Source organism: Halomonas sp. DP8Y7-1, from assembly GCF_019801685.1.
GTDB lineage: Bacteria > Pseudomonadota > Gammaproteobacteria > Pseudomonadales > Halomonadaceae > Halomonas > Halomonas litopenaei_A.
This window is the reverse complement of sequence record NZ_JAHVIN010000012.1, coordinates 59,943-79,112: the sequence shown is the minus strand read 5'-3', so window position 1 is coordinate 79,112 and position 19,170 is coordinate 59,943. Positions and strand designations below refer to the sequence as shown.

General features: G+C 63.3%; 16 protein-coding genes. 3 read left to right on the top strand and 13 right to left on the bottom strand.

From position 1 onward, the window contains the following. Positions 1-96: 96 nt before the first annotated feature. The 4 genes from KUV41_RS14640 to KUV41_RS14625 all read right to left on the bottom strand — a co-directional run bounded on the left by KUV41_RS14640 (position 97) and on the right by KUV41_RS14625 (position 5,113). Positions 97-1,773 carry an AMP-binding protein gene (locus tag KUV41_RS14640; protein ID WP_222238110.1) on the bottom strand — a complete coding sequence of 559 codons (1,677 nt, stop codon included), beginning with the start codon at positions 1,771-1,773 and terminating at the stop codon, positions 97-99. Between the two features lie 158 nt (positions 1,774-1,931). Beyond that, positions 1,932-2,735: a class II glutamine amidotransferase gene (locus KUV41_RS14635; RefSeq protein ID WP_222162973.1), complete on the bottom strand. Its 804-nt coding sequence runs from the start codon at positions 2,733-2,735 to the stop codon at positions 1,932-1,934. Then, positions 2,728-4,581 carry a VWA domain-containing protein gene (locus tag KUV41_RS14630; protein ID WP_222486627.1) on the bottom strand — a complete coding sequence of 618 codons (1,854 nt, stop codon included), beginning with the start codon at positions 4,579-4,581 and terminating at the stop codon, positions 2,728-2,730. Before KUV41_RS14630 ends, KUV41_RS14635 begins: the two co-directional genes overlap by 8 nt. Positions 4,582-4,675: 94 nt before the next feature. Next, entirely contained in the window at positions 4,676-5,113 is a 438-nt protein-coding gene (locus KUV41_RS14625; protein WP_206936964.1) for a hypothetical protein, read from the bottom strand. A 216-nt stretch (positions 5,114-5,329) separates the two neighbouring features. On the opposite strand from KUV41_RS14625, the gene KUV41_RS14620 reads away from it, so the two are divergent. Both KUV41_RS14620 and KUV41_RS14615 read left to right on the top strand, forming a co-directional pair. Then, complete coding sequence (locus KUV41_RS14620) at positions 5,330-7,465, top strand: S9 family peptidase (protein WP_222486626.1); 2,136 nt, start codon at positions 5,330-5,332, stop codon at positions 7,463-7,465. A 76-nt stretch (positions 7,466-7,541) separates the two neighbouring features. Further along, the gene (locus tag KUV41_RS14615; protein WP_222486625.1) at positions 7,542-8,342 is read left to right on the top strand and encodes a hypothetical protein; all 801 of its coding nucleotides are present in this window, start codon (positions 7,542-7,544) and stop codon (positions 8,340-8,342) included. A 24-nt stretch (positions 8,343-8,366) separates the two neighbouring features. On the opposite strand, the gene KUV41_RS14610 is transcribed toward KUV41_RS14615, so the two are convergent. The 6 genes from KUV41_RS14610 to dnaX all read right to left on the bottom strand — a co-directional run bounded on the left by KUV41_RS14610 (position 8,367) and on the right by dnaX (position 13,854). Continuing rightward, the gene (locus KUV41_RS14610) at positions 8,367-8,828 is read right to left on the bottom strand and encodes a YcgN family cysteine cluster protein (protein WP_206936959.1); all 462 of its coding nucleotides are present in this window, start codon (positions 8,826-8,828) and stop codon (positions 8,367-8,369) included. 36 nt (positions 8,829-8,864) lie between these two features. Then, entirely contained in the window at positions 8,865-9,167 is a 303-nt protein-coding gene (locus KUV41_RS14605) for a YcgL domain-containing protein (protein WP_224908739.1), read from the bottom strand. Between the two features lie 115 nt (positions 9,168-9,282). Beyond that, entirely contained in the window at positions 9,283-10,416 is a 1,134-nt protein-coding gene (rnd, locus tag KUV41_RS14600) for a ribonuclease D (RefSeq protein ID WP_222162962.1), read from the bottom strand. Between the two features lie 36 nt (positions 10,417-10,452). Next, positions 10,453-11,058 carry a recombination mediator RecR gene (gene recR, locus KUV41_RS14595; RefSeq protein WP_222162961.1) on the bottom strand — a complete coding sequence of 202 codons (606 nt, stop codon included), beginning with the start codon at positions 11,056-11,058 and terminating at the stop codon, positions 10,453-10,455. 95 nt (positions 11,059-11,153) lie between these two features. Further along, a complete protein-coding gene (locus tag KUV41_RS14590; RefSeq protein WP_045993209.1) occupies positions 11,154-11,480 on the bottom strand; it encodes a YbaB/EbfC family nucleoid-associated protein in 327 nt (108 codons plus the stop codon). Between the two features lie 121 nt (positions 11,481-11,601). After that, the gene (dnaX, locus tag KUV41_RS14585; RefSeq protein ID WP_222486624.1) at positions 11,602-13,854 is read right to left on the bottom strand and encodes a DNA polymerase III subunit gamma/tau; all 2,253 of its coding nucleotides are present in this window, start codon (positions 13,852-13,854) and stop codon (positions 11,602-11,604) included. Positions 13,855-14,109: 255 nt separating this feature from the next. On the opposite strand from dnaX, the gene KUV41_RS14580 reads away from it, so the two are divergent. Next, positions 14,110-15,354 (top strand): hypothetical protein, encoded by a 1,245-nt coding sequence (locus KUV41_RS14580; RefSeq protein ID WP_222486623.1) that lies wholly within the window; start codon positions 14,110-14,112, stop codon positions 15,352-15,354. A 107-nt stretch (positions 15,355-15,461) separates the two neighbouring features. On the opposite strand, the gene KUV41_RS14575 is transcribed toward KUV41_RS14580, so the two are convergent. From KUV41_RS14575 to KUV41_RS14565, 3 genes are all read right to left on the bottom strand, one after another. Then, complete coding sequence (locus KUV41_RS14575; protein WP_222486622.1) at positions 15,462-16,493, bottom strand: histone deacetylase family protein; 1,032 nt, start codon at positions 16,491-16,493, stop codon at positions 15,462-15,464. A gap of 173 nt (positions 16,494-16,666) precedes the next feature. Next, positions 16,667-17,392, bottom strand: coding sequence for a tellurite resistance TerB family protein (locus KUV41_RS14570; protein WP_222162954.1), 726 nt, complete (start codon positions 17,390-17,392; stop codon positions 16,667-16,669). A 379-nt stretch (positions 17,393-17,771) separates the two neighbouring features. After that, complete coding sequence (locus KUV41_RS14565; RefSeq protein ID WP_222238099.1) at positions 17,772-19,142, bottom strand: NAD-dependent succinate-semialdehyde dehydrogenase; 1,371 nt, start codon at positions 19,140-19,142, stop codon at positions 17,772-17,774. Between the last annotated feature and the right edge of the window lie 28 nt (positions 19,143-19,170).

Genomic DNA, 19,170 nt, shown 5'->3' with positions numbered 1-19,170 from the left:
GACAACGCCATCCCTTGGGGGAGGCGTCGCCGCAAAGGGCGCGCAAAACACACTATTGTAACGCTCAAGCGGCCGCTGCCAACCCTGCAGCGAGGGTCAAGCGGCTTCGCCACCCCTTCCTTCATCGCGCAGCTGGCGCCTCAACACCTTGCCGACGTTGGTCTTGGGCAGCTCATCACGGAACTCCACCAGCTTGGGCACCTTGTAGGCGGTCAGCTCCTTCTTGCACCAGCTACGCAGCTCCTCGGTGGTCAGCGAGCTGTCCTTGGCCACCACGAACAGCTTGATCACCTCGCCGTTGGTCTCGTCGGGCACCCCGACGGCACAGGACTCCACCACCTTGGGGTGCGCCGCCACCACATCTTCGATCTCGTTGGGGTACACGTTAAAGCCTGACACCAGGATCATGTCTTTCTTGCGGTCGACGATACGCACGTAGCCATCATCTTGAATCACCGCGATATCACCGGTGTGAAAGAAGCCGTCGGCATCGATCACCTTGGCGGTCTCGTCGTCACGTTGCCAGTACCCCTTCATCACCTGAGGCCCTCGCACGCACAGCTCTCCCGGTTCACCCGGCTGTGGCTCACCGCCATCCGGGTTGCACAGCTTGAGCTCGGTACCCGCGACAGGACGACCAATCGTCCCCAGCTGAATCGCCTCGACCGGATTGAAGCTGACAATCGGCGATGTCTCGGTCAAGCCGTAGCCTTCGGCCACCGGGCAGCCGGTCACCTCTTCCCAGCGCTTGGCCACCGCCTTGGTCAGCGCCATGCCACCAGAAATGGTGAGGCGCAGGTCGGAAAAGTCCAGCGCCTTGAAGTCGTCGCGATTGCACAGCGCGTTGAACAAGGTATTGAGCCCCACGAACCCGGTGAAGCGGGTGTTCTTGAGCTCCTTGACGAAGTTATCCAGGTCACGCGGATTGGTGATCAGCAGGGAGTGGTTCCCCCCTTCCAGCATGAACAGGCAGTTCACCGTGAAGGTGTAGATGTGATAGACGGGCAGCGGCGCCACGACCACCTCGCATCCTTCACCAAGCCCTGTTCCGATGATCTGCTTGGCCTGCAGCATATTGGCCACAAGATTGCGATGGGTGAGCATGGTCCCCTTCGCCAGTCCCGTCGTGCCGCCGGTGTACTGCAGGGCGGCAATATCATCGAGCTTGCCGTCCGCCTCCGCATGCTCGAGCGCTGCGCCGCGCTTGAGCACCTGCCGCAGGCCGATCGCCTTGGGCAACGAATAGCGAGGCACCATCTTCTTGACGTACTTGACCACGAAATTGATCAGTGGTCGCTTGGGAAAGTCGTGCAGATCACCAATCTCGGTGATCACGACATGCTCGATATCGGTCTTGTCGAGCACCTTTTCCAGCTTGTCGGCCATGTTCGCCAGGATCAGGATGGCCTTGGCGCCGGAGTCCTTGAACTGGTGCGCCATCTCCCGCTCGGTGTAGAGCGGGTTGGTATTGACCACCACCATGCCAGCGCGAATGGCACCAAATACGGCAACCGGAAACTGCAGCAGGTTGGGCAGCTGAATGGCGACGCGATCACCGGGCTGCAGCTGGGTCTCGTTCTGCAACCAGGCGGCAAAGTCACCGGACAATCGATCCAGCTCCGCATAGGTCAATGACTTGCCCATGCATGAGAAGGCCACCTTGTCGGCATACCGCTTGACGGAGCGATGAAAGATGTCCATCACCGAGTGGTAATCATCAAGCCCTTCCAGAGCCTCCCCCCGGACGATCGATGCAGCGGCGTTCTCACTCATGGGCGTTCTCCACTGGAGGACATGGCCTCCTGCTTATTATCGAACTTCAGCGCCTGATTCAGCGCTTGCTTGACTATGGCTACCATAGCCCAGGATCGCAACAAACTGTAATACAACCGATTCAAACTTTCGTTTAAAACCGGGCAGATTAACGTCGCTTATCCTTGCTCTGCGGAGTCCTGCTCGCTGAGAAAGCGCGCCACGATTTCGCCGTCACGCCACACCAGCAGCTCACCCGGCAGCATGCGTGTCCACTTTTCATTATCGGTCAGCGGCTCGGTGGCCAGCACCGACACCACGTCATTAGGGGTCGTATGCTCGATGAAGTTCACCACCATATCCGCATCGGAGAGATTCGCCTCGCCGAACGGGGCGCGCCGGGTAATGTGCGCCAGCTTGGTTGAGCAGAAGGTATACAGATACTCCCCATCTGCCAGCAGCAGGTTGAACACACCAAGGCCACGCAACTTCTCGCAAAGCTGATGAAGCGTCTGCCACAGCCCACGGCGATCCTCGGGTGGGTCCGGGTAGTGTCGACGCAGCTCACCCAATAAATGACAGAAGGCATGTTCGCTGTCGGTGGAGCCCACCGGTCGATAGCTGGCGAGCTCCAGTTGCTGCCAGTCCGTCAACTGCCCGTTATGGGCATAGCACCAAGGCTGCCCCCACATTTCCCGCACAAAGGGATGGGTATTGGCGAGCTTTACCTGCCCCACATTGGCCTGACGAATATGGCTGATCACGATATGCGACTTGATCGGGTATTCGCAGATCAATCGGGCAATACGTGAATGCACGGAGGGGTGGGGATCGCGAAATTCGCGATAACCGCCTTCTTCATAGAATGCGATGCCCCAACCATCACGATGTGGCCCGGTACCACCGCCGCGATGGAGAAACCCGGTAAAGCTGAAACAGATGTCGGTGGGCACATTGGCGCTCATGCCCAGAAGCTCACACATGCGGCTCTTCTCTTGTTGATTCACGTTCGGGCTGACGCTGCCTGCGGCGTCGCCATAGATACAGTACAACGCAGACCACCAACACCATGACCAACGACACCAGCACGCGCGGATCGCTGCGGGCCTGTTCCATCACCGGGGCCAGTCCAGGACGACCATCGCGCCACCACTGCACCAGCCGCTTTGGCCCTTCATTGACCAACGCCACAAAGCGATCTGCCAGGGGGGCCTGCTGGGCAGGCGCAGCGGTGTCCTCACTGGCCGACGCGAACCGCTCTCCGCTCAAGGTAGGGCCTGCCAGAGCACGATCGATCCCGACCTCACCGTCGGCATTGATCCACACCGTCGGCAGCTCCCAACGGGTCTCATCACCGTCGAGTTCGGCCACTGCCACGATACGCATTGGCCGGCGCACGTCATCCTCAAGCTCGGGCAGCTGCAGCGTCCAGCGACGATCACCGGCGGGCTTTACCTCCAACGGCTGCCCGGTGAGCTCGGCCTCAAACCGAGTGTTCCCATGCTCCAGGCGAGGATGCTCGGCGACCAGCGACACGCTGCGTTGCTGTCGATCCAGAGCGACCCCGATGGCGGGCAACACGTTGACGGCCTGAACCCGCTGGCGATGAAAGTCATCTGCCTTGGCGGTGATCACCAAGCGGGCGGCTCCGACACCTGCCGGCGCGGCCAGGTCTGCGCGAAATACGCCTTGCTGATTGACCAGGGAGACGACATGGGAGCCTTCCACGGCCTCGCCGGTCAGTTCCGCCGTGACCTGCAGCCCCTCCGGCACCATCACGTCATCGCCCTGCTCCACCCTGACGCTGAGCGGCACCGAGAAGCCCGAATACAGCGTCGCGGGGAGTGCCCCGGTCACCAGCTGCCGGTCACTGTTCACCGTCACCCGAGAATCGTCCGCCACAGGGCCCTCGATGCGCCACTCCCCCTGCTCGGGCCGAGGCACCTGAATCAGATCGAAACGGGGCTCCCGCTGCCAGCGGACCCCCGCTGGGGCAGTATCACGGGTATAGCGACGTCCATCCGGCGCCACCAGCGTCACCTCGCCCTGTCCGGGCTCGTGAAACACCAAGGCAGAGAAGTCGTCGACGCTGGCATCCACGGTGAAGCGCTGATCCTGCAGCGGCACCTGGTCCACCGGAAAAATACGCTCGACGATGTCGAGGAAGGCCCCCAGCAGCGCGTTCGGCGTCTCTGCCACCGCTGCCAGGCCGCCGGTTCGCTGCGCCAGCCGTTCCACCAATGCCACATCAGCCCCGTCGGAAAAGGCGATGGCGTGGATCGCCACTCCCTGGTCCGCCAGCGCGGGCACCACGTCGTCGACAAGGCGGGCACGCGAGGCAAGATCGATCTCTGGCTTGCTGCCATTGCCCGGCGCCAGATCAATCACCCCATCCGTCAGCAGCACCAGATGACGCCAGCCTTCTGCTTCGGCGGCCGCGGCGGTGCTCAGCGCCGCTTCAATGTCGGTGTACTGCTGGTACTGCTCGAGCGCAGGCGGCAAGGCCAGCGCGCGCTCGCGCCACTGGGCGTCCACGCGGGCCGGGGGCAACGGATTATCGACGCTCTGGCCGAACGTCCAGATACCGGCATTGACGCCCCCTGGCAGCAGGGCCACCAACATGTCCAGCGCGCTGCCGGCGAGCTTGTTCGGATCATTGGTCTTCATGCTGCCGGAGACGTCCACGACGACGCGCACATCGGGAGGCTGCTCCGCCCAGGCGTCATCACCCACGTCCTGGGCCATGACCGAGGACGCCAGCGTGAACGCCATGGCGCCGGCCACCAAGCCGGCGACCAGCACGGACATCGAGGGGTTCGGCTTCTTCATGGCAGCTCCTGGAGTCGGCAGCATGACGTGGTAGCGTGTTGCGATGAGAGGCGAGTCTCGCTAGACGGCGATGGCGCCCATCGCCGCCGACCGCTCACCTCAATACAGGCTCCTGACGTTCGTGCTGTTCTTGACCGCCCTCTTGCTGCTGCTGGCGAGAGGCGGCCTCTGCTGCCTTGCGCACGCGACGACGACGTCCGGCCCACCACAGCGCCAGGCCAAACACCGCACCGATGGCAGCACCGATGATCACTCGTGTGGCCGCCGGCAGCATCACGCCCTGACGCCCATCCATGAACGCAACTGCGGCCACCATGATGGCAGGAGCCTGACCGTTGTAGACCTGCCCTTCTTCCACCAAGGGCAGGTCAAATGCCGACGGCATCCACATCACACCCGCCACGGCCCAGGTCACTACCAGCCTTGGCATGCGCGGTAAAAATGCCAGTCCGAGGTAGCCAGTCAGCAGTACGACCAGCGACAATGCTGCGTAGATCAACCACAGCGTGGACATGGAATCCGAAATCAACATTACTTGCTCCCATCAACTGTTAAGGAAAGACTGCATAGATGACACCGCGATGCCAGCGTGGCCGGTAGCCTGGCACCAGAGGCCAATCGCCAGACCGCTGGGACAGCCACGCAGGTGGGTCGGTTCCCTGCCCCATCATCCGTTCACATCATTGCCGTTTTTCCCGACATCAACGCACATGACGACACTCGTTCCGAGTATGGTACATCTCGCACCATGAAAGCACAGCCGCCAAATGCAACAGCCGCCACACAGGCTGCCCCCGCCACTACCTATCTTCGTCAAGATGACGCGGCCTGGCATTGGCTTGAGGAGAGAGACGAGCCCGCGGTACGCGGATTTCTGGATGCCGCCAATACACAGACGGACCAGTGGTTCAGGCCCCTGGATCCGCTGGTAGAGCGCCTCTATGCGGGTCACCTGGCCCGGCGCGAACTCGCCGTGACCGGGCTACCCAGCCGCCTGGATCACTACACGCTGTGGAGCGAGACCGCCGCTGATGCCGACTACCCGGTGTGGTGGCGCCACCCCAACGACGCGCCCGATCAGCGCGAGACGTTCTTTGATCTGGAAGCACGCGCTCGGGAGCAGTCCTTCCTGGAGCTGGGTGACATGGCTCTGTCGCCGAATGAAGAGTGGCTGGCTTGGACCGAAGACACCCAGGGTGACGAGACGTATCGCCTGTTCATCAAGCGCCTGCCGAACGGGCAGGCCATCCCCTTGCTGGACGATATCGGTCCGGAGCTGTGCTGGGCGGAAGACCGCTGCACTCTGCTGTTCACTCGCTACGATGCCACCCAGCGACCCGACAGTGCCTGGCGGCTGCGCCTTGCGCTGAATATCGCTGACGCGACAGCGTCGGTGGAGCAGGAGCAGCTCGTGCTGCGCGAGGACGACCCCGAGTTCTGGATCGGACTTGGCAAGACGCGTTCCCGCGCCTGGCTGACCATAGAAGCGGCCTCCAAGGACACCAGCGAGACCCATGTGGTCCCCGCTCACACGCCCCATGTTGCGCCCCGCTGCTACCAGGTGCGGGAAACCGGGGTCGAATATGCCATCGATCATCGACCCGGCTACTTCTATATCCTGCATAACCAAGGCGCCAAGCATTTTCAGCTGGAAGTAGAAGAAGAGCACCGTTCCGGGTCGCGCCAGGTGGTGATCGGTCACCGCGAGAACAGCACGCTGGAAGGCATCGACGCCTACGCCTGGGGACTGGTCGTGGCCGAACGTGACCACCGAGAGGCCCAAGTCAGGCTGCGCCGCCTTGAGTTCGATGGCGACCACCGGTTGACGCTGGACGCAGCGCTGCCCTGCTCGCCAGGTCCCCTCAGCCTCAACCTGGGGGATAGCCCGCATTTCGATGACCGCGTGCTGCGCCTGCGCGAAGAGTCCTTTTGCAGTCCTTCCAGCTGGTGGTCACTGGACCTGGACAGTGGCCAGCGACAGCTGCTCAAGCGTCAGCCGCTGCACGGTGACCTGATGCCCGAAGACCTGAGCTGTCGAAGGCTGTGGGCGGTCTCCCATGATGGGGAGCAGGTGCCGGTATCCGTGGTCTGTCGCAAGGACTTGGCAGATCAGGCGCTACCCACTCTGCTTTACGGCTATGGGGCCTACGGTGAAGCGCTGGATCCCTGGTTCTCGGTGGCTCGCCTTGAGTTGCTGGCCCGCGGTGTCGCCTTTGCGGTGGCACATGTGCGTGGCGGCGGCGAGCGGGGGGAACCCTGGTACCTGGCCGGAAAGCTGGAGCACAAGCCCAACAGCTTCGAGGATTTCCTGGCCGCCCGGGATGCCCTGGTCGACGCCGGCCAATCGGCCCCGGACCGGATCGTCGCCTACGGCGCCAGCGCCGGTGGCCTGCTGGTCGGGGCCAGCCTCAACCAATCGCCCCAGGCCTTCTGCGCAGCGGTTCTCGACGTGCCTTTCGTGGATGTTCTACGCACCATGGAAAACCCCGACCTACCGCTGACCACCGCCGAATATACCGAGTGGGGCAACCCCAATCATGCCGCCGATGCCCGCCGTATCGGCAGTTACTCGCCCCTCGACAACCTGCAGGAAGACGCCTGGCCACCGGTGTTCCTGCAAGGCAGCTGGCACGATAGCCGGGTGCCCTACTGGGAGCCCGCCAAGCTGTACGCACGGCTTAGCCTGGCGAACATCGCCAGCCCCGCCCTGTCGAACCGGGTGACACTACTGAAGACGGATATGGACTCCGGCCATGGCGGCGCATCCGGCCGCTTCAAGGCTTGGCGCGATGGGGCGCAGCAGGATGCCTTCATCCTCTGGGCGTTGGGGCTGGCCGACGAAGGCGACTCACCCGCGCCCACGACAGACACCCCTGCGCGCTGATCGGCGCGCTGATATGGTAGTAGGACGGAATACCCACTGGCCGCTGCGTGCGGCCACTGAAATGACAAGGATTTTCATGAACGCCAAACCCATGCTCGCCCTCACCGCCGCCCTTTGGCTCGGCACTGCACTGACCGGTTGCTCCGATGACAGTGACACGGACGGCCAGGACAGTGCGGCGACACACAGCGACAGTGCTGCGGCCGACGGCGCTGCCGCCAGTTCTGCCGACAACGACACCGCGGAACAAGGCACTGACGATGCTGAACCGGCGCTGTCAGGGGATGCGCGTCGCGCCGCCCTCGAGGACTCGCTCAAGGCCAACTTCGACCCGCAGCTCGGCGAGGTGCGCTACCTGATTGGCTGGAGCGACCTCAACGATGATGGCCGGGAAGAAGCCATCGTCCACGTCGTGGGCCCCATGGTCTGTGGCACCGGCGGCTGTGACACGCTGATCCTTGAAGCCCAGGGAGATACCTATCGCGTCATCAGCGCCCAGCCCACCACCCAACCTCCCATTCAACTGGGCGACGCCGCCCACGAAGGCTGGCAGGACCTGCTGGTCCGGCGCCACGTCGCTGCCGATGAGCCTGCCCAGACCGTTCGCCTGCGCTTTGACGGCAACAGCTACGTCGAGACCCAAGACGAGCAAGCGATCGCTGACCCTGCCGGCGAGACCCTCATCGCAGACTTCGGTAGCCTCGAGGACGCGCGTCCACTGTTCGATGGCGACGCCGAGATCACGGGGTCCATGGAAGGCGAGATGGAGGCCATGACGACCTCTGACGACGAGGATACGGACCCAGATGACACGTCAGCGGCGGAAGAAAACGGGACTGATGAGGCCCAGGCCGAGAGCACAGAGACCAACACATAGCCCTCAGCCCCGTCAGGCTGGCGGTCAACCGTCTACGGGGATCACCGCGATAATGTGATCCTCGAAGTCGGCTTCGTCGACCTCAGTCTCGGAAATGGCGAAGCTGCGCACGCTGATGCCCTTGCGGTGCACCCGTTCGCGATCTCCACAGATCAGGTGGTGCCAACCTGCCAGCTTGCGCCCTTCGGCCAGCCTCCGGTAGGCACATGAGTGCGGCAGCCATGTGAACTGGTGGGCCAGCTCCGGGGTAAGCTGAGTACAGTCTGGCACCTTGGCGAAGCGGTTTTCATAGTCGCTGCAGCGACAGCTGTGGACATCGAGCAGACGGCAGGCGAGCCCCAGTACCGCCAGGTCACCGGTGTCCTCATCCTCGAGCTTGCGCAGGCAGCATTGGCCACAGCCATCGCACAGCGCCTCCCACTCCTGGGGGTTGAGCTCATGCAATGAATAACGCTCCCAGAAGCGCTCTCTCAGCGATGTTTCCAAACCGACCTCTGTCTTCCTCCCTCTGGAGGTAATCGTTTAATAGCGAGCTTCCGTGGGCGTGCGGTACAGGTCCAGCAGATACTCGTCCTTGGCCGGCGGCATCTGCAGGTAGAACCCCTTCTCCTCGATCGCCGCCATCACGTCGGCGCCGCTGGTACGTGCCAGCGTCTTCTCAGGGGTCAGGATCATCGTCATCACCGATACCGGCGCACCAAAGCGCTCCAGCAGCGGTTCCGGTATCCGCTCAAGCCCCTGGCGCTTGTCCACGTAAAGATACATCTCTTCCTTGCGCGAACTCTTGAACACTTCGCACAGCAGCTTGCCTTGCATTGTCGTCATGGCTGTCTCATCGGGCCCTGATGGGCCCTGTCACGGGTGTGGTTGGGTGCATCCCTGTCAGTGGAGGGCAGCAGGCGGCGTCCCCCGTCAGCCGGGGTATGCCAGCCCGCCTATGTCACCCCGCCTGGGCCAGGTCGCCCAGGGCGGCCTGCAGGCCTGGGTTGAGTCGCTCACCGCGCCAGCCGGAAGCCAGCGGTAACGGCGCATTGCGCATGCTGGCCGTCACCAGCGCTTCAAGCTCTCGGCGCCGCAGCAGCACCTCAGGGGCCACCCCAAGGGATTCTGCTTCGCCATTGACCACCTTCTTCAACGCCTTCATGCGCGCCTTGAAGGGTGGCAGCGTTGGCGCCAGTGGCACCGGCGCCAACGCTGCCGCATCGGCGTGGGCGGCTTGCTTGACCAGCGCCAGCAACACATCGCCCTCGCGCTTGATCAGTGGAGGCTTGACGCCCTCGACGCGGGACAGCTCATGGCGGTTGGCCGGCAGCTTCTCTGCAATAGCGTAGAGCACGCGATCCTGCACAATCCAGTTGCGCGGCAGATTTCGCGCCCGCGCCTCCCCCTCGCGCCAGGTGGTCATCAGGCGATACGCCTCCACTTGGCGCGGCGCCAGGCGCCACAGCTGGCGATGACGCAGATACCACTGGCCATCGCTGTCGCTGGAGCGCTCCGACTGGGCTACCAGATCGGCGCAGTCTTCGAGCACCCACTCCAGGCGACCATGCCGTTCAAGAGACTCTCGCTGCAGTTGCCAGACCATCAACAGGTAGACCACGTCAAGGGCGGCATAGCTCAACTGTGCGTCACTCAGCGGGCGTTCGAGCCAGTTGGAACGGGTTTCTTCCTTGGGCAGGGTCTCGCCCACCCAGAACTCCACCAGACGTTGATACCCCATGGCGGCGTCTTCACCCAGCAGGCCCTGGGCGACCTGGGTATCGACCAGTGGCGTCGGTGCCACACCCGCCCAATGGGCAAACACCTCAAGATCCTCGCTACAGGCGTGCAACAGCTTCAAGGCGTCATTGGTCAGCAACTCGCGACAGGCGTCGCTGCAGGCCACTTCCAACGGGTCGATCAAGTAGGTGGCCTCGCCGCCATAGATCTGAATCAGTGCTGGCACCGGATGAAAGGTCTTCTCCCTGAAGAACTCTGTATCCAGCGCCAGCACAGGCGCCTGGGACAGGGCCTTGCAGGCCTCATCAAGTGCGGCGTCGTTATCGATCCATCGAATATCGGGGGTAACAGGCATTCAGGCTTCCAATTCAGTCAACGGCACGGGCCTAGGTTATTCGCTATCGAAAGGCAGGCGGCCAGAAAAGGCACGGCTCAGGGTTCCCCCGTCGACGTACTCGAGTTCGCCGCCCATGGGCACACCATAGGCCAGGCGAGACAGGCGCGCACCGTGGCGCTTGATTTGAGTGGCGATGTAGTGCGCCGTTGCTTCACCTTCCACGGTGGGGTTGGTTGCCAGCACCACTTCCTTGACCAGCCCCTCATCCATGCGCGCCTCAAGCTGGTCGAGACCGATGTCTTCCGGACCGATCCCGTCCAGCGGCGACAGATGCCCGTGCAGCACGAAATAGCGTCCCTGGAAGCCACCAGCTTCCTCGATGGCGAGCATATCCGCGGGAGACTCGACCACGCACAGCACGCTGTCGTCACGTCGCGCGCTCTGGCAGAGACCGCAAAGCGGCTCCTCCGTCAGCGTTCTACAACGCTGGCAGTAGCCCACCTGCTCCACGGCCTCAAGCATCACCTCAGCGAGGCGTCTACCGCCTTCACGCTGGCGTTCCAGCAGGTGCATGGCCATGCGCTGGGCGGTCTTGGGGCCGACGCCGGGCAGCACGCGCAGGGCGTCCATCAGTTGCTCGACCAGGGGAGAAAAACTCATGACAGTCTCGTCCGGGGCGGGGCCGCAAGCGCCCCCCGCCAGTCAGATATTGTCCGGGCCCGCCAAGGCCCGGAACGCCGCAGGTGGACGCCGAATCAGAACGGCATCTTGAAACCAGGCGGCAGGTTGAGGCCAGATGTCACCTCTTCCATCTTAGCCTTGGAGCTGGTTTCCACCTTGCGAACGGCGTCATTGACCGCCGCTGCCAGCAGGTCCTCGAGCAGCTCCTTGTCCTCTTCCATGACGGAGGGGTCAATCTCGACCTTGCTGACGTCGTGACGGCCGTTCATGGTGACCTTGACCATGCCGGCACCCGCTTCACCCAGCACCTCGGCCTTGGCGATCTCCTCCTGAACGCGCTGCATCTTGTCCTGCATTTCCTGGGCCTGCTTCATCAGGTTGCCCATTCCACCTTTCATCATGATCTGATCCTCTCAAACGACACGGTTTAGCAAAGCGTTTGCCAGGTACGTTACCTGACAGAAATAGATTCCGGGCCCAGCAAAGAACACATTCTGATCAATGCGGCGGCGATGTCTGTCATCAGCGCCGGGCCTTGCGCGTCTCGCCAGCGGGAGTCACGGTGGACTCCACAAGCCTGGCGCCAAAAGTCTGCTGCAACTGCTGAATATGGGGATCACGTTTCAATGCCTCAACCGCTTGTGCATGGCGTTCCGCAGCCAAGCGCTCGGCCATCTGGCGCGGAGTCTCGACGCGACCATCCAGCTCGACAACGTCGACCTCCAGCCGACGGGCATAGCCAAGGGCCTCCAGCGCATCACGAATGCGATTCTGGTGGACGTCGGCATTCATCGCAGATTGCGACGGGTCCAGCTGAAGGTGCAGCCGTTCGCCATCATCTCCGGCCACGATGCAGTGCGCCGCCAAGTTCCTGGTAAGCCCGGAAATGGCCAGATCGTCGAAGTGCTCCAGCCACAGTGCGTGGGTCAGTCGCTGCCCGTCGAGTGGCGCAGTCGTGACCGCCTCAGCCTCGGCTTCTGTCGTGGCCTCATTAGTGGCCTCTGTCGCCGCCTCTCTAGCAGCTTCTGTAGCGGCCTCCGAGATGGCCCCACTGCTGTCCGTCGGCCTGCCAGCGGCGGCGGTGGACACGCCTTCCTGCTCGAGCTCGCCAGCAGACGTTGCCGCGACCTCCGCCGCCGCGGCATCGACCTGGGACACTGCCAACGCCTCGGCGGAGGCAGCGGAGGCGGCTGGGCTTGCGTCTAGCACCGGCGCCTGGGGCTCGAGGGGACCCTCGGCATCCATGCCCACCTGAGGCAGCGCCTCTGCGATCGCTACGCTGTCTGCGGGCGCGTCAGCGGGCTCTCGGCTGTCTGCGGGCGCATCAGCGGGCTCTCGGCTTTCTGCGGGCGCATCAGCGGGCTCTCGGCTTTCTGCGGGCGCATCAGCGCCCGACGTAGGGTCCTCGGGAGCGCCGCCCTCCCAGGGCGGAAGGCTGTCAGCAGCGGTGGGCGGCTCATGATCGGCCACCGGCTGGCTCGGCCCACTCGGCTCACTCGGATCGGGGGGCGGAGCATCCATGGAAGCAGCGACCTGCGCTGAGCCTGCCGAAGGCTCCTCGTAAGACGATGGCTGCTCGGGTTCAGGCTGTGGAGGCTGCTCGGCCCTTGCTGGCTGGGGCTGCTCGGGTTCCCCGCGCATCGGCAACGGTGTCTTGGCAGGTCGCGGCACGCCCTGAGGACGAAAGGCCAGCATCCGCAGCAGCGTCATTTCCAGTGCGGTGCGGGCATCCGGTGCATGAGCCATGTCCGCCCGCCCCTGCACGCCGATCTGGTAGTACAGCTGGATATCTTCAGCCGCAAACTGCGCGGCAAGTGCCAGCAACGCTTCGCGATCACCGTGGCCATTATCCAGCGCCGACGGCACCATCTGACCGATCGCCAGGCGATGCATCACCGAGGTCAAGTCATCGAGCACGGCACCAAAATCAGGGCCCTGCTCAGCCAGGCTCGCCACCTCGCGCAGCACCCTTGCCGCATCGACCTCGGCCAGCGCTTCGATCAGCGCCAGCACATGACGATGATCCAGCGTTCCGAGCATGGCCGCCACGTCAGCATGACGCACCTCGCCCTGGCCAAAGGCGATCGACTGATCCGTCAGGCTCATGGCGTCACGCATGGAGCCCGCGGCAGCCTTGCCCAAGAGCCACAGCGCGGATTCCTCGTAAGGTACCTGCTCCGCCTCCAGCACCTTCGACAGATGGCCAACGATGCGCTCAGGAGGCATGTGCTTCAGGGTAAATTGCAGACAGCGTGACAGCACCGTCGGCGGAAGCTTCTGCGGATCGGTGGTGGCCAGCAGGAACTTGACGTGGGGCGGCGGCTCCTCAAGGGTCTTCAACAGGGCGTTGAAACTGCTGGTCGACAGCATGTGCACCTCGTCGATGAGGTACACCTTGTAGCGGCCCTGAGTCGGCGCGTACTGGACATTGTCGAGCAGCTCACGGGTGTCTTCCACCTTGGTTCGCGAAGCAGCGTCGACCTCAATCAGGTCGACAAAACGCCCCTGATCGATGGACTGACAGCTATCACAGCGCCCACAGGGGGTCGACGTCACGCCGTCGTCACCCTCGCCCTTGTCGGTGCAGTTCAGACACTTTGCCAGAATCCTGGCCAGTGTGGTCTTGCCCACGCCACGGGTGCCCGTGAACAGGTAGGCATGGTGCAGCCGCCCTTGGTCGAGGGCATTGACCAAGGCTCGCTGGACATGCTCCTGCCCCACCAGTTCATGGAAGGTGCGAGGCCGCCACTTGCGGGCCAGAACCTGATAGCTCATTGAACGTCATTTCCTGCGGCTGGGCTTCGGGCCTGACGACCCGCTATGTCAACAAGGCGGGGGCAAGGCGTGACGGGCACGCAACAGTATTTCCCGCTCGATGGTCGTGGCATTCTACCGGGTGGGACTCACGCCGCAAAGGCCGTGACCCATGACACCGTCACCGGCGCCGGTCGACAGGCCAAGGCGGCTATCATCGACACGCCATGACACGCCACTCACGACTGCCGCCCTCGCCATCCGACGGAACACCTTATGCCTGACAACCTCCCCGGCCCGCGCTCCGGTCGCCCCTTGCTCCTGCTGACGGATTCACGCTTGAAGTTGATCATGACCCTCGCCATTGCGGCCATCATCGCCGTGTCATGGCTTGGGATACTCGACCGCGCCACCCAGCGCCAGGTAGAAGGCGCCACCACACAAGCCTTGCTCGCCTTCGCTGCGGCGAGGGGCCTCAACGCGGGGATATCCGTCCTGCAGTCCACCGAAGTGGGGGTGGTGGCAGCGTCGACCCATCCCTTCGAGGTGCTGGACCCGATCAACGACCTGGTGGAGGACTATGCCAGCGTGATGAAGCTGGCCATCGGCTCGCTGATAGGCCAGACCCTGCTGCTCGAGATCACGGCCACGCTGGCATTCAAGGTGGCCTTCACCGCTGCCGGCCTGTGGCTGCTGCTCAGCCTCTGGCGCGGCTGGCCGACGACAGCAATGGCCTGGCGCGCCTTCGCCCTCATCGGCCTGGGCCGTTTCCTGCTGCTGTTGACCCTGGCCGCCAGCGCGCTGGTCGATCACGCCTTCCTCGACGAGCGCACCACGAACAGCATGGAGGAGGTCCAACGCCTGTCCGAGGACGTTCAGGCCACCAGCGAAGCCCACACCGATGATGGCCTGCCTGCGGAGCAACGCGAACAGATCGAACGCGAACTGGCGTCCGCCGAGGACCAGCGCGACCAGCTGCGTGGCGGGCTGATCACGCTCAACCGTCGGATCGCCCTGGCAGAACAAGGCGTTGAGCAGAGCCGTGGACGCCTGTCGCTGCTGACTGCTCGCCTCAGCCTGAAGGAACGCCTTAATCCCTTCCATGACAACCCCGAGATCGACCGCCTGCAGCAGCAGCTGACAGAGCGCCGCGACTCACTCGCAGCGCTGACGGAACAGCGCGAGCATCAGCTTGAACAACTCGCCGAACTGGACCGCCGGCGAGACGCCTTGAGCAGTCGCTTGGCAGGGGAAGACCAAGGCCTGCTGGCTAGCCTCAGTCAGCGCTTCTCCGCCTTGACCGACAGCCTCAGTCTGGCGGCCATCCAAAGCCGCGTGGAGTCCGGTACCAATGCCATTCTAGAGCTGATGGCGCTGTTCGTACTGCGTACCCTGGTCATTCCCCTGCTGTTCCTGTGGCTCGGCATGAAGCTGTTTCGTGCGCTTTACGCTCGGCCCCCGCAACCCTTGCCGATGCTGCCCGCCCCTGGGACAGATCGCGACCAAGACGACAGACGCTGAACCTCTGCCATGGGGTCGTGGAATAAATACCTCTCGAGAAGACCGCTACAGATGTAACGATGCCCGCCACACCTCTTGCTCGGTGTGGCGGGCATCATTGTGTCGCATCAGCGCTGCTCGAAGCCCTTCAGCACCTTGACCACGTTGATACCGATCTCCTTCACCGCGTAACCGCCCTCCAACAGGATGACGGTGGGCAGCTCCAGGCTGGCCAGACGCCGCCCCATATCGTGGAAATCGTCACTCTTCAGACGGAAGCTGGAGATCGGGTCGCCTTCGAAGGTGTCTACCCCCAGGGACACCACCAGCAGTGAAGCCTGGTGACGGCGAATCTCGCCCAGCGCCAGCTCCAGCTGCTCACACCAGGTGGTGTAGTCGGTGCCTGGCGGCAAGGGATAGTTGACGTTGAAGCCGAGCCCCCGACCCTCACCTCGCTCGTCGGCATGCCCAAGGAAGTAGGGGAAGCACTGGTCCGGGTCACCGTGGATCGACTGTGTCAGCACATCGTCACGGGCGTAGAAGATCTGCTGGGTGCCGTTGCCGTGATGGAAGTCCACGTCGAGGATCGCCACCCGACCATGGCCGTCACTCAAGGCATGCTGTGCCACGATCGCGGCATTGTTGAAGAAGCAGTAGCCGCCGAACTGATCCGTGGCGGCGTGGTGGCCAGGCGGCCGACACAGGCCAAAGCTGGGCTCGCCACTGGCGGCCGTGTGCCGGTAGGCAGCAAGCGCCACGTCCTTGCTCGCCATCGCCGCCTCGAAGCTGCCCTGGGAAATCGAGGTATCCCCACCGAGTGCATAGTAGCCAAGCTTGCCCCCAATATGGCCAGGGATACGGTCATCGCGCATGGTTCGCGTAGGCCAGGTGGTCGGTATCGCCTCGCCCTGATAGCCCGCTGCCTGCCAGTCATCCCAGCAGTTGGCCACAAAGTCCACATAGGCGGCGTCGTGAACGGCATCAACGGGATCGCGACCGAAGGCTTGCGGCTCACTCACCTGCCCTACCTCGTGCTGACGTATTTGCTCCAGCACCAGGTCTACCCGCTCGGGGCACTCGAAGGGCGTCATCAATTGACCGTCGTGAAGCTCGGTCTTGGCGCGACGCAATTTGGTCGCTTCGCTGTGAAACACCTGCATGGAAAACCTTATCCTTATGATCGAGTGAGCTCACTGTTCTGCGGTGTGGGCCCAGTGCACACCGTGGAAGGCAAGACATCGGAGGGTAAAGCAACGCCCGACCCGTTGGAGTGGCAAGCGGTCGGGCGCTGATAGCAAACGCAAATCGCTGATCGCAGAAGCAGGTCAGGCCGTCAGTTCAGGCTTTCCAGCTGCCGCTCCAGCTCACGCCGCATCGACTCGTCCAGCCCCAGAGCCGTACCCAACTCCTCCAGCCAGGCCCGCTCCATGGCATTCTGCTCATCGATCACGGCGGCGCTGGCCAGGTACATTTCTCTGGCAGCCTGCGGAGAATCTGCCTGGCGAGCCAGTGCCTCGGCATCCAGCGGAGCCGTGAGCTGCTGCTCGACCCAGGCATGCAGCTCGTCATCCGCCCCTAGCTGCTGCATCTGTTCGCTGATCAGGGCACGCTCCTCGGCGTCAATATGGCCATCGGCACGCGCCGCCATGATCACGGCCTGCAACACCTCGAGACTACGCTGTTCTTGAGCCGCCCCATTGAGCTCCTCCAGTGGGGCGCCTTCCTGAGCCGACGCTGCGTGAGTCGCATCGGTACTTCCGGAACGGGATGCCTGCCACGCCTTCCATGCCAGCATGCCGACCCCTGCAATGGCACCGTACTTGATCGCCTTGCCACCCATGCTGCGTCCCCGCTTGGAGCCCATCAGCATGCCCAGCGCACCACCTCCCAACAGGCTTTTCATGTCCATCCCCCCGCGGGAGGACGATCCGCCCGACAGCTGGGACGACACGCTATTGATCAACCCCTGTACATCGAAGCCACCGCGCGAAGACCCAGACGATGAGGATCCTCCGCCCGCCTGTTTCATCAGCTGGTCCAGCAGGAACTTGGCATTCATGACGCTCTCCTTGGTCGTGAGACAACCGTGTCTTCGTTGGAATACTCCAGCGCAATGAGGTTCCCCGCAAGCTGCGTGAACGGGCTCATCACTGGAGCCTGAATCTCCGATGCTGCCAGGTTCACCCTAACCGCCTCCGGCAACCGCTGCGCCGCACTCTTGGCGCCAAGGGGGAGCTCGGGTCCTTCCTTGTACCCTACACCCGTCACCCCAGCGACACATCCTGCACATGCGCTCCTTATCAACAGCCCCTGTCAACAGGCTCTTATAAACAGGCCCCGTCGAGCCAGCTAGCTCGACGGGGCCTGAGAGGCGGCGGCCTCACGCTGCCTCACGCTTTTTCGCGCGTGACAGCGCAGGATGGTTCAGGACACAACGCTCAACGCGCCATCTTCACCATCTGGCGGTTGACGAACTCGTCCATGCCATCCTTGCCAAGCTCACGCCCGAAGCCAGAGCGCTTGACCCCACCGAACGGAAGCTCAGCCTCGCTGCCGGGCGGCTCGTTGATGTGCACCATGCCCACTTCCAGGCGGTTGGCCAGGTCCAGCGCCGCCTCGGGATTGGTGGTCTGGATCACCGCGCCCAGCCCGTAGGGCGTGTCGTTGGCCAGGTCAATGGCCTCTTCCAGGTCAGCAGCGCGATAGACCACGGCGACCGGTCCGAACAGCTCTTCCTGGAAGATACGCATGTCCCGGGTCACCCCGGTCAGCAGGGTGGGCGCGTACCAGGCGCCCGCCTTGTCCAGGCGCTTGCCACCGGTCACCAGGGTGGCGCCTTGGCTGACGGCATCCTGCACCTGGGCATCAAGGTTCTCCAGCGCCTGCTGGGAGGACATCGGTCCCATCACGGTGTCATCCGCCATCGGATCACCGACCTTGATGTTCTCGACCGCCTGGCGGAAGGCCGCCAGAAACTCGTCATGCACCGAGGCATCGACGATGATCCGCTTGGCCGCGTTGCAGGCCTGGCCGCAGTTACCGAAACGTCCCTGCACCGCCTGCTTGACCGCCTGATCCAGGTCGGCATCGGGCAGTACCAGGAAGGGATCGGAGCCACCTAGCTCCAGTACGACCTTCTTGAGCTGACGACCAGCTTGCTCGGCCACTGCGGCACCCGCTCGCTCCGAACCGGTCAGCGACACGCCCTGCACGCGACTGTCCGCGATCAGCTCACCAACCTGCTCGTTGCTGGCATACAGATTGGTGTAGAGACCTTTCGGCGCCCCTGCTTCGTGGAAAATGTCTTCGATGGCCTTGGCCGACTCGGGGCACTGGGGCGCATGTTTCAGCAGGATGGTATTGCCATTGAGCACGTTAGGAGCGGCAAACCGCGCCACCTGATAGTACGGGAAATTCCAGGGCATGATGCCCAACAGCACGCCCAGACCCTGCTTGCGCACTTCGGCCTTGGCGCCTGCCGTCACGATGGGCTCTGGCTCGAGCCAGGCCGGACCATTGTCGGCGTAGTAACGATAGATATCGACTACGACCGACATCTCTCCCAACGCCTGGGACTTCGGCTTACCCATCTCACGCACGATAATGTCCGCCAGCGCATCACGACGTTCCTCATGCAGGTCAGCCACACGGTGCAGCAGGGCTGCACGCTCAGCCGGGGTGACGCCACGCCATGCCAGATAGGCTTGCTGGGCCAGTTCGACAGCCTCAGCAATCTGGGCGTCGCTGGCATCCGGATAGGTCGCCTCTACCTCTCCCGTGGCGGGGTTGGTGACCTTGTAGTGACTCATTGAGGCTTCTCCTTTCAACGTGGTGTTG

Bases quoted from the DNA above. Each gene is read 5' to 3' on its own strand.
- KUV41_RS14620 (WP_222486626.1), top strand. From the start codon at position 5,330: ATGAAAGCACAGCCGCCAAATGCAACAGCCGCCACACAGGCTGCCCCC.
- KUV41_RS14565 (WP_222238099.1), bottom strand. From the start codon at position 19,142: ATGAGTCACTACAAGGTCACCAACCCCGCCACGGGAGAGGTAGAGGCG.
- recR (WP_222162961.1), bottom strand. From the start codon at position 11,058: ATGAGTTTTTCTCCCCTGGTCGAGCAACTGATGGACGCCCTGCGCGTG.
- KUV41_RS14615 (WP_222486625.1), top strand. From the start codon at position 7,542: ATGAACGCCAAACCCATGCTCGCCCTCACCGCCGCCCTTTGGCTCGGC.
- rnd (WP_222162962.1), bottom strand. From the start codon at position 10,416: ATGCCTGTTACCCCCGATATTCGATGGATCGATAACGACGCCGCACTT.
- KUV41_RS14570 (WP_222162954.1), bottom strand. From the start codon at position 17,392: ATGAATGCCAAGTTCCTGCTGGACCAGCTGATGAAACAGGCGGGCGGA.
- KUV41_RS14605 (WP_224908739.1), bottom strand. From the start codon at position 9,167: ATGACGACAATGCAAGGCAAGCTGCTGTGCGAAGTGTTCAAGAGTTCG.
- KUV41_RS14625 (WP_206936964.1), bottom strand. From the start codon at position 5,113: ATGTTGATTTCGGATTCCATGTCCACGCTGTGGTTGATCTACGCAGCA.
- dnaX (WP_222486624.1), bottom strand. From the start codon at position 13,854: ATGAGCTATCAGGTTCTGGCCCGCAAGTGGCGGCCTCGCACCTTCCAT.
- KUV41_RS14630 (WP_222486627.1), bottom strand. From the start codon at position 4,581: ATGAAGAAGCCGAACCCCTCGATGTCCGTGCTGGTCGCCGGCTTGGTG.
- KUV41_RS14580 (WP_222486623.1), top strand. From the start codon at position 14,110: ATGCCTGACAACCTCCCCGGCCCGCGCTCCGGTCGCCCCTTGCTCCTG.
- KUV41_RS14590 (WP_045993209.1), bottom strand. From the start codon at position 11,480: ATGATGAAAGGTGGAATGGGCAACCTGATGAAGCAGGCCCAGGAAATG.
- KUV41_RS14640 (WP_222238110.1), bottom strand. From the start codon at position 1,773: ATGAGTGAGAACGCCGCTGCATCGATCGTCCGGGGGGAGGCTCTGGAA.
- KUV41_RS14575 (WP_222486622.1), bottom strand. From the start codon at position 16,493: ATGCAGGTGTTTCACAGCGAAGCGACCAAATTGCGTCGCGCCAAGACC.
- KUV41_RS14635 (WP_222162973.1), bottom strand. From the start codon at position 2,735: ATGTGTGAGCTTCTGGGCATGAGCGCCAATGTGCCCACCGACATCTGT.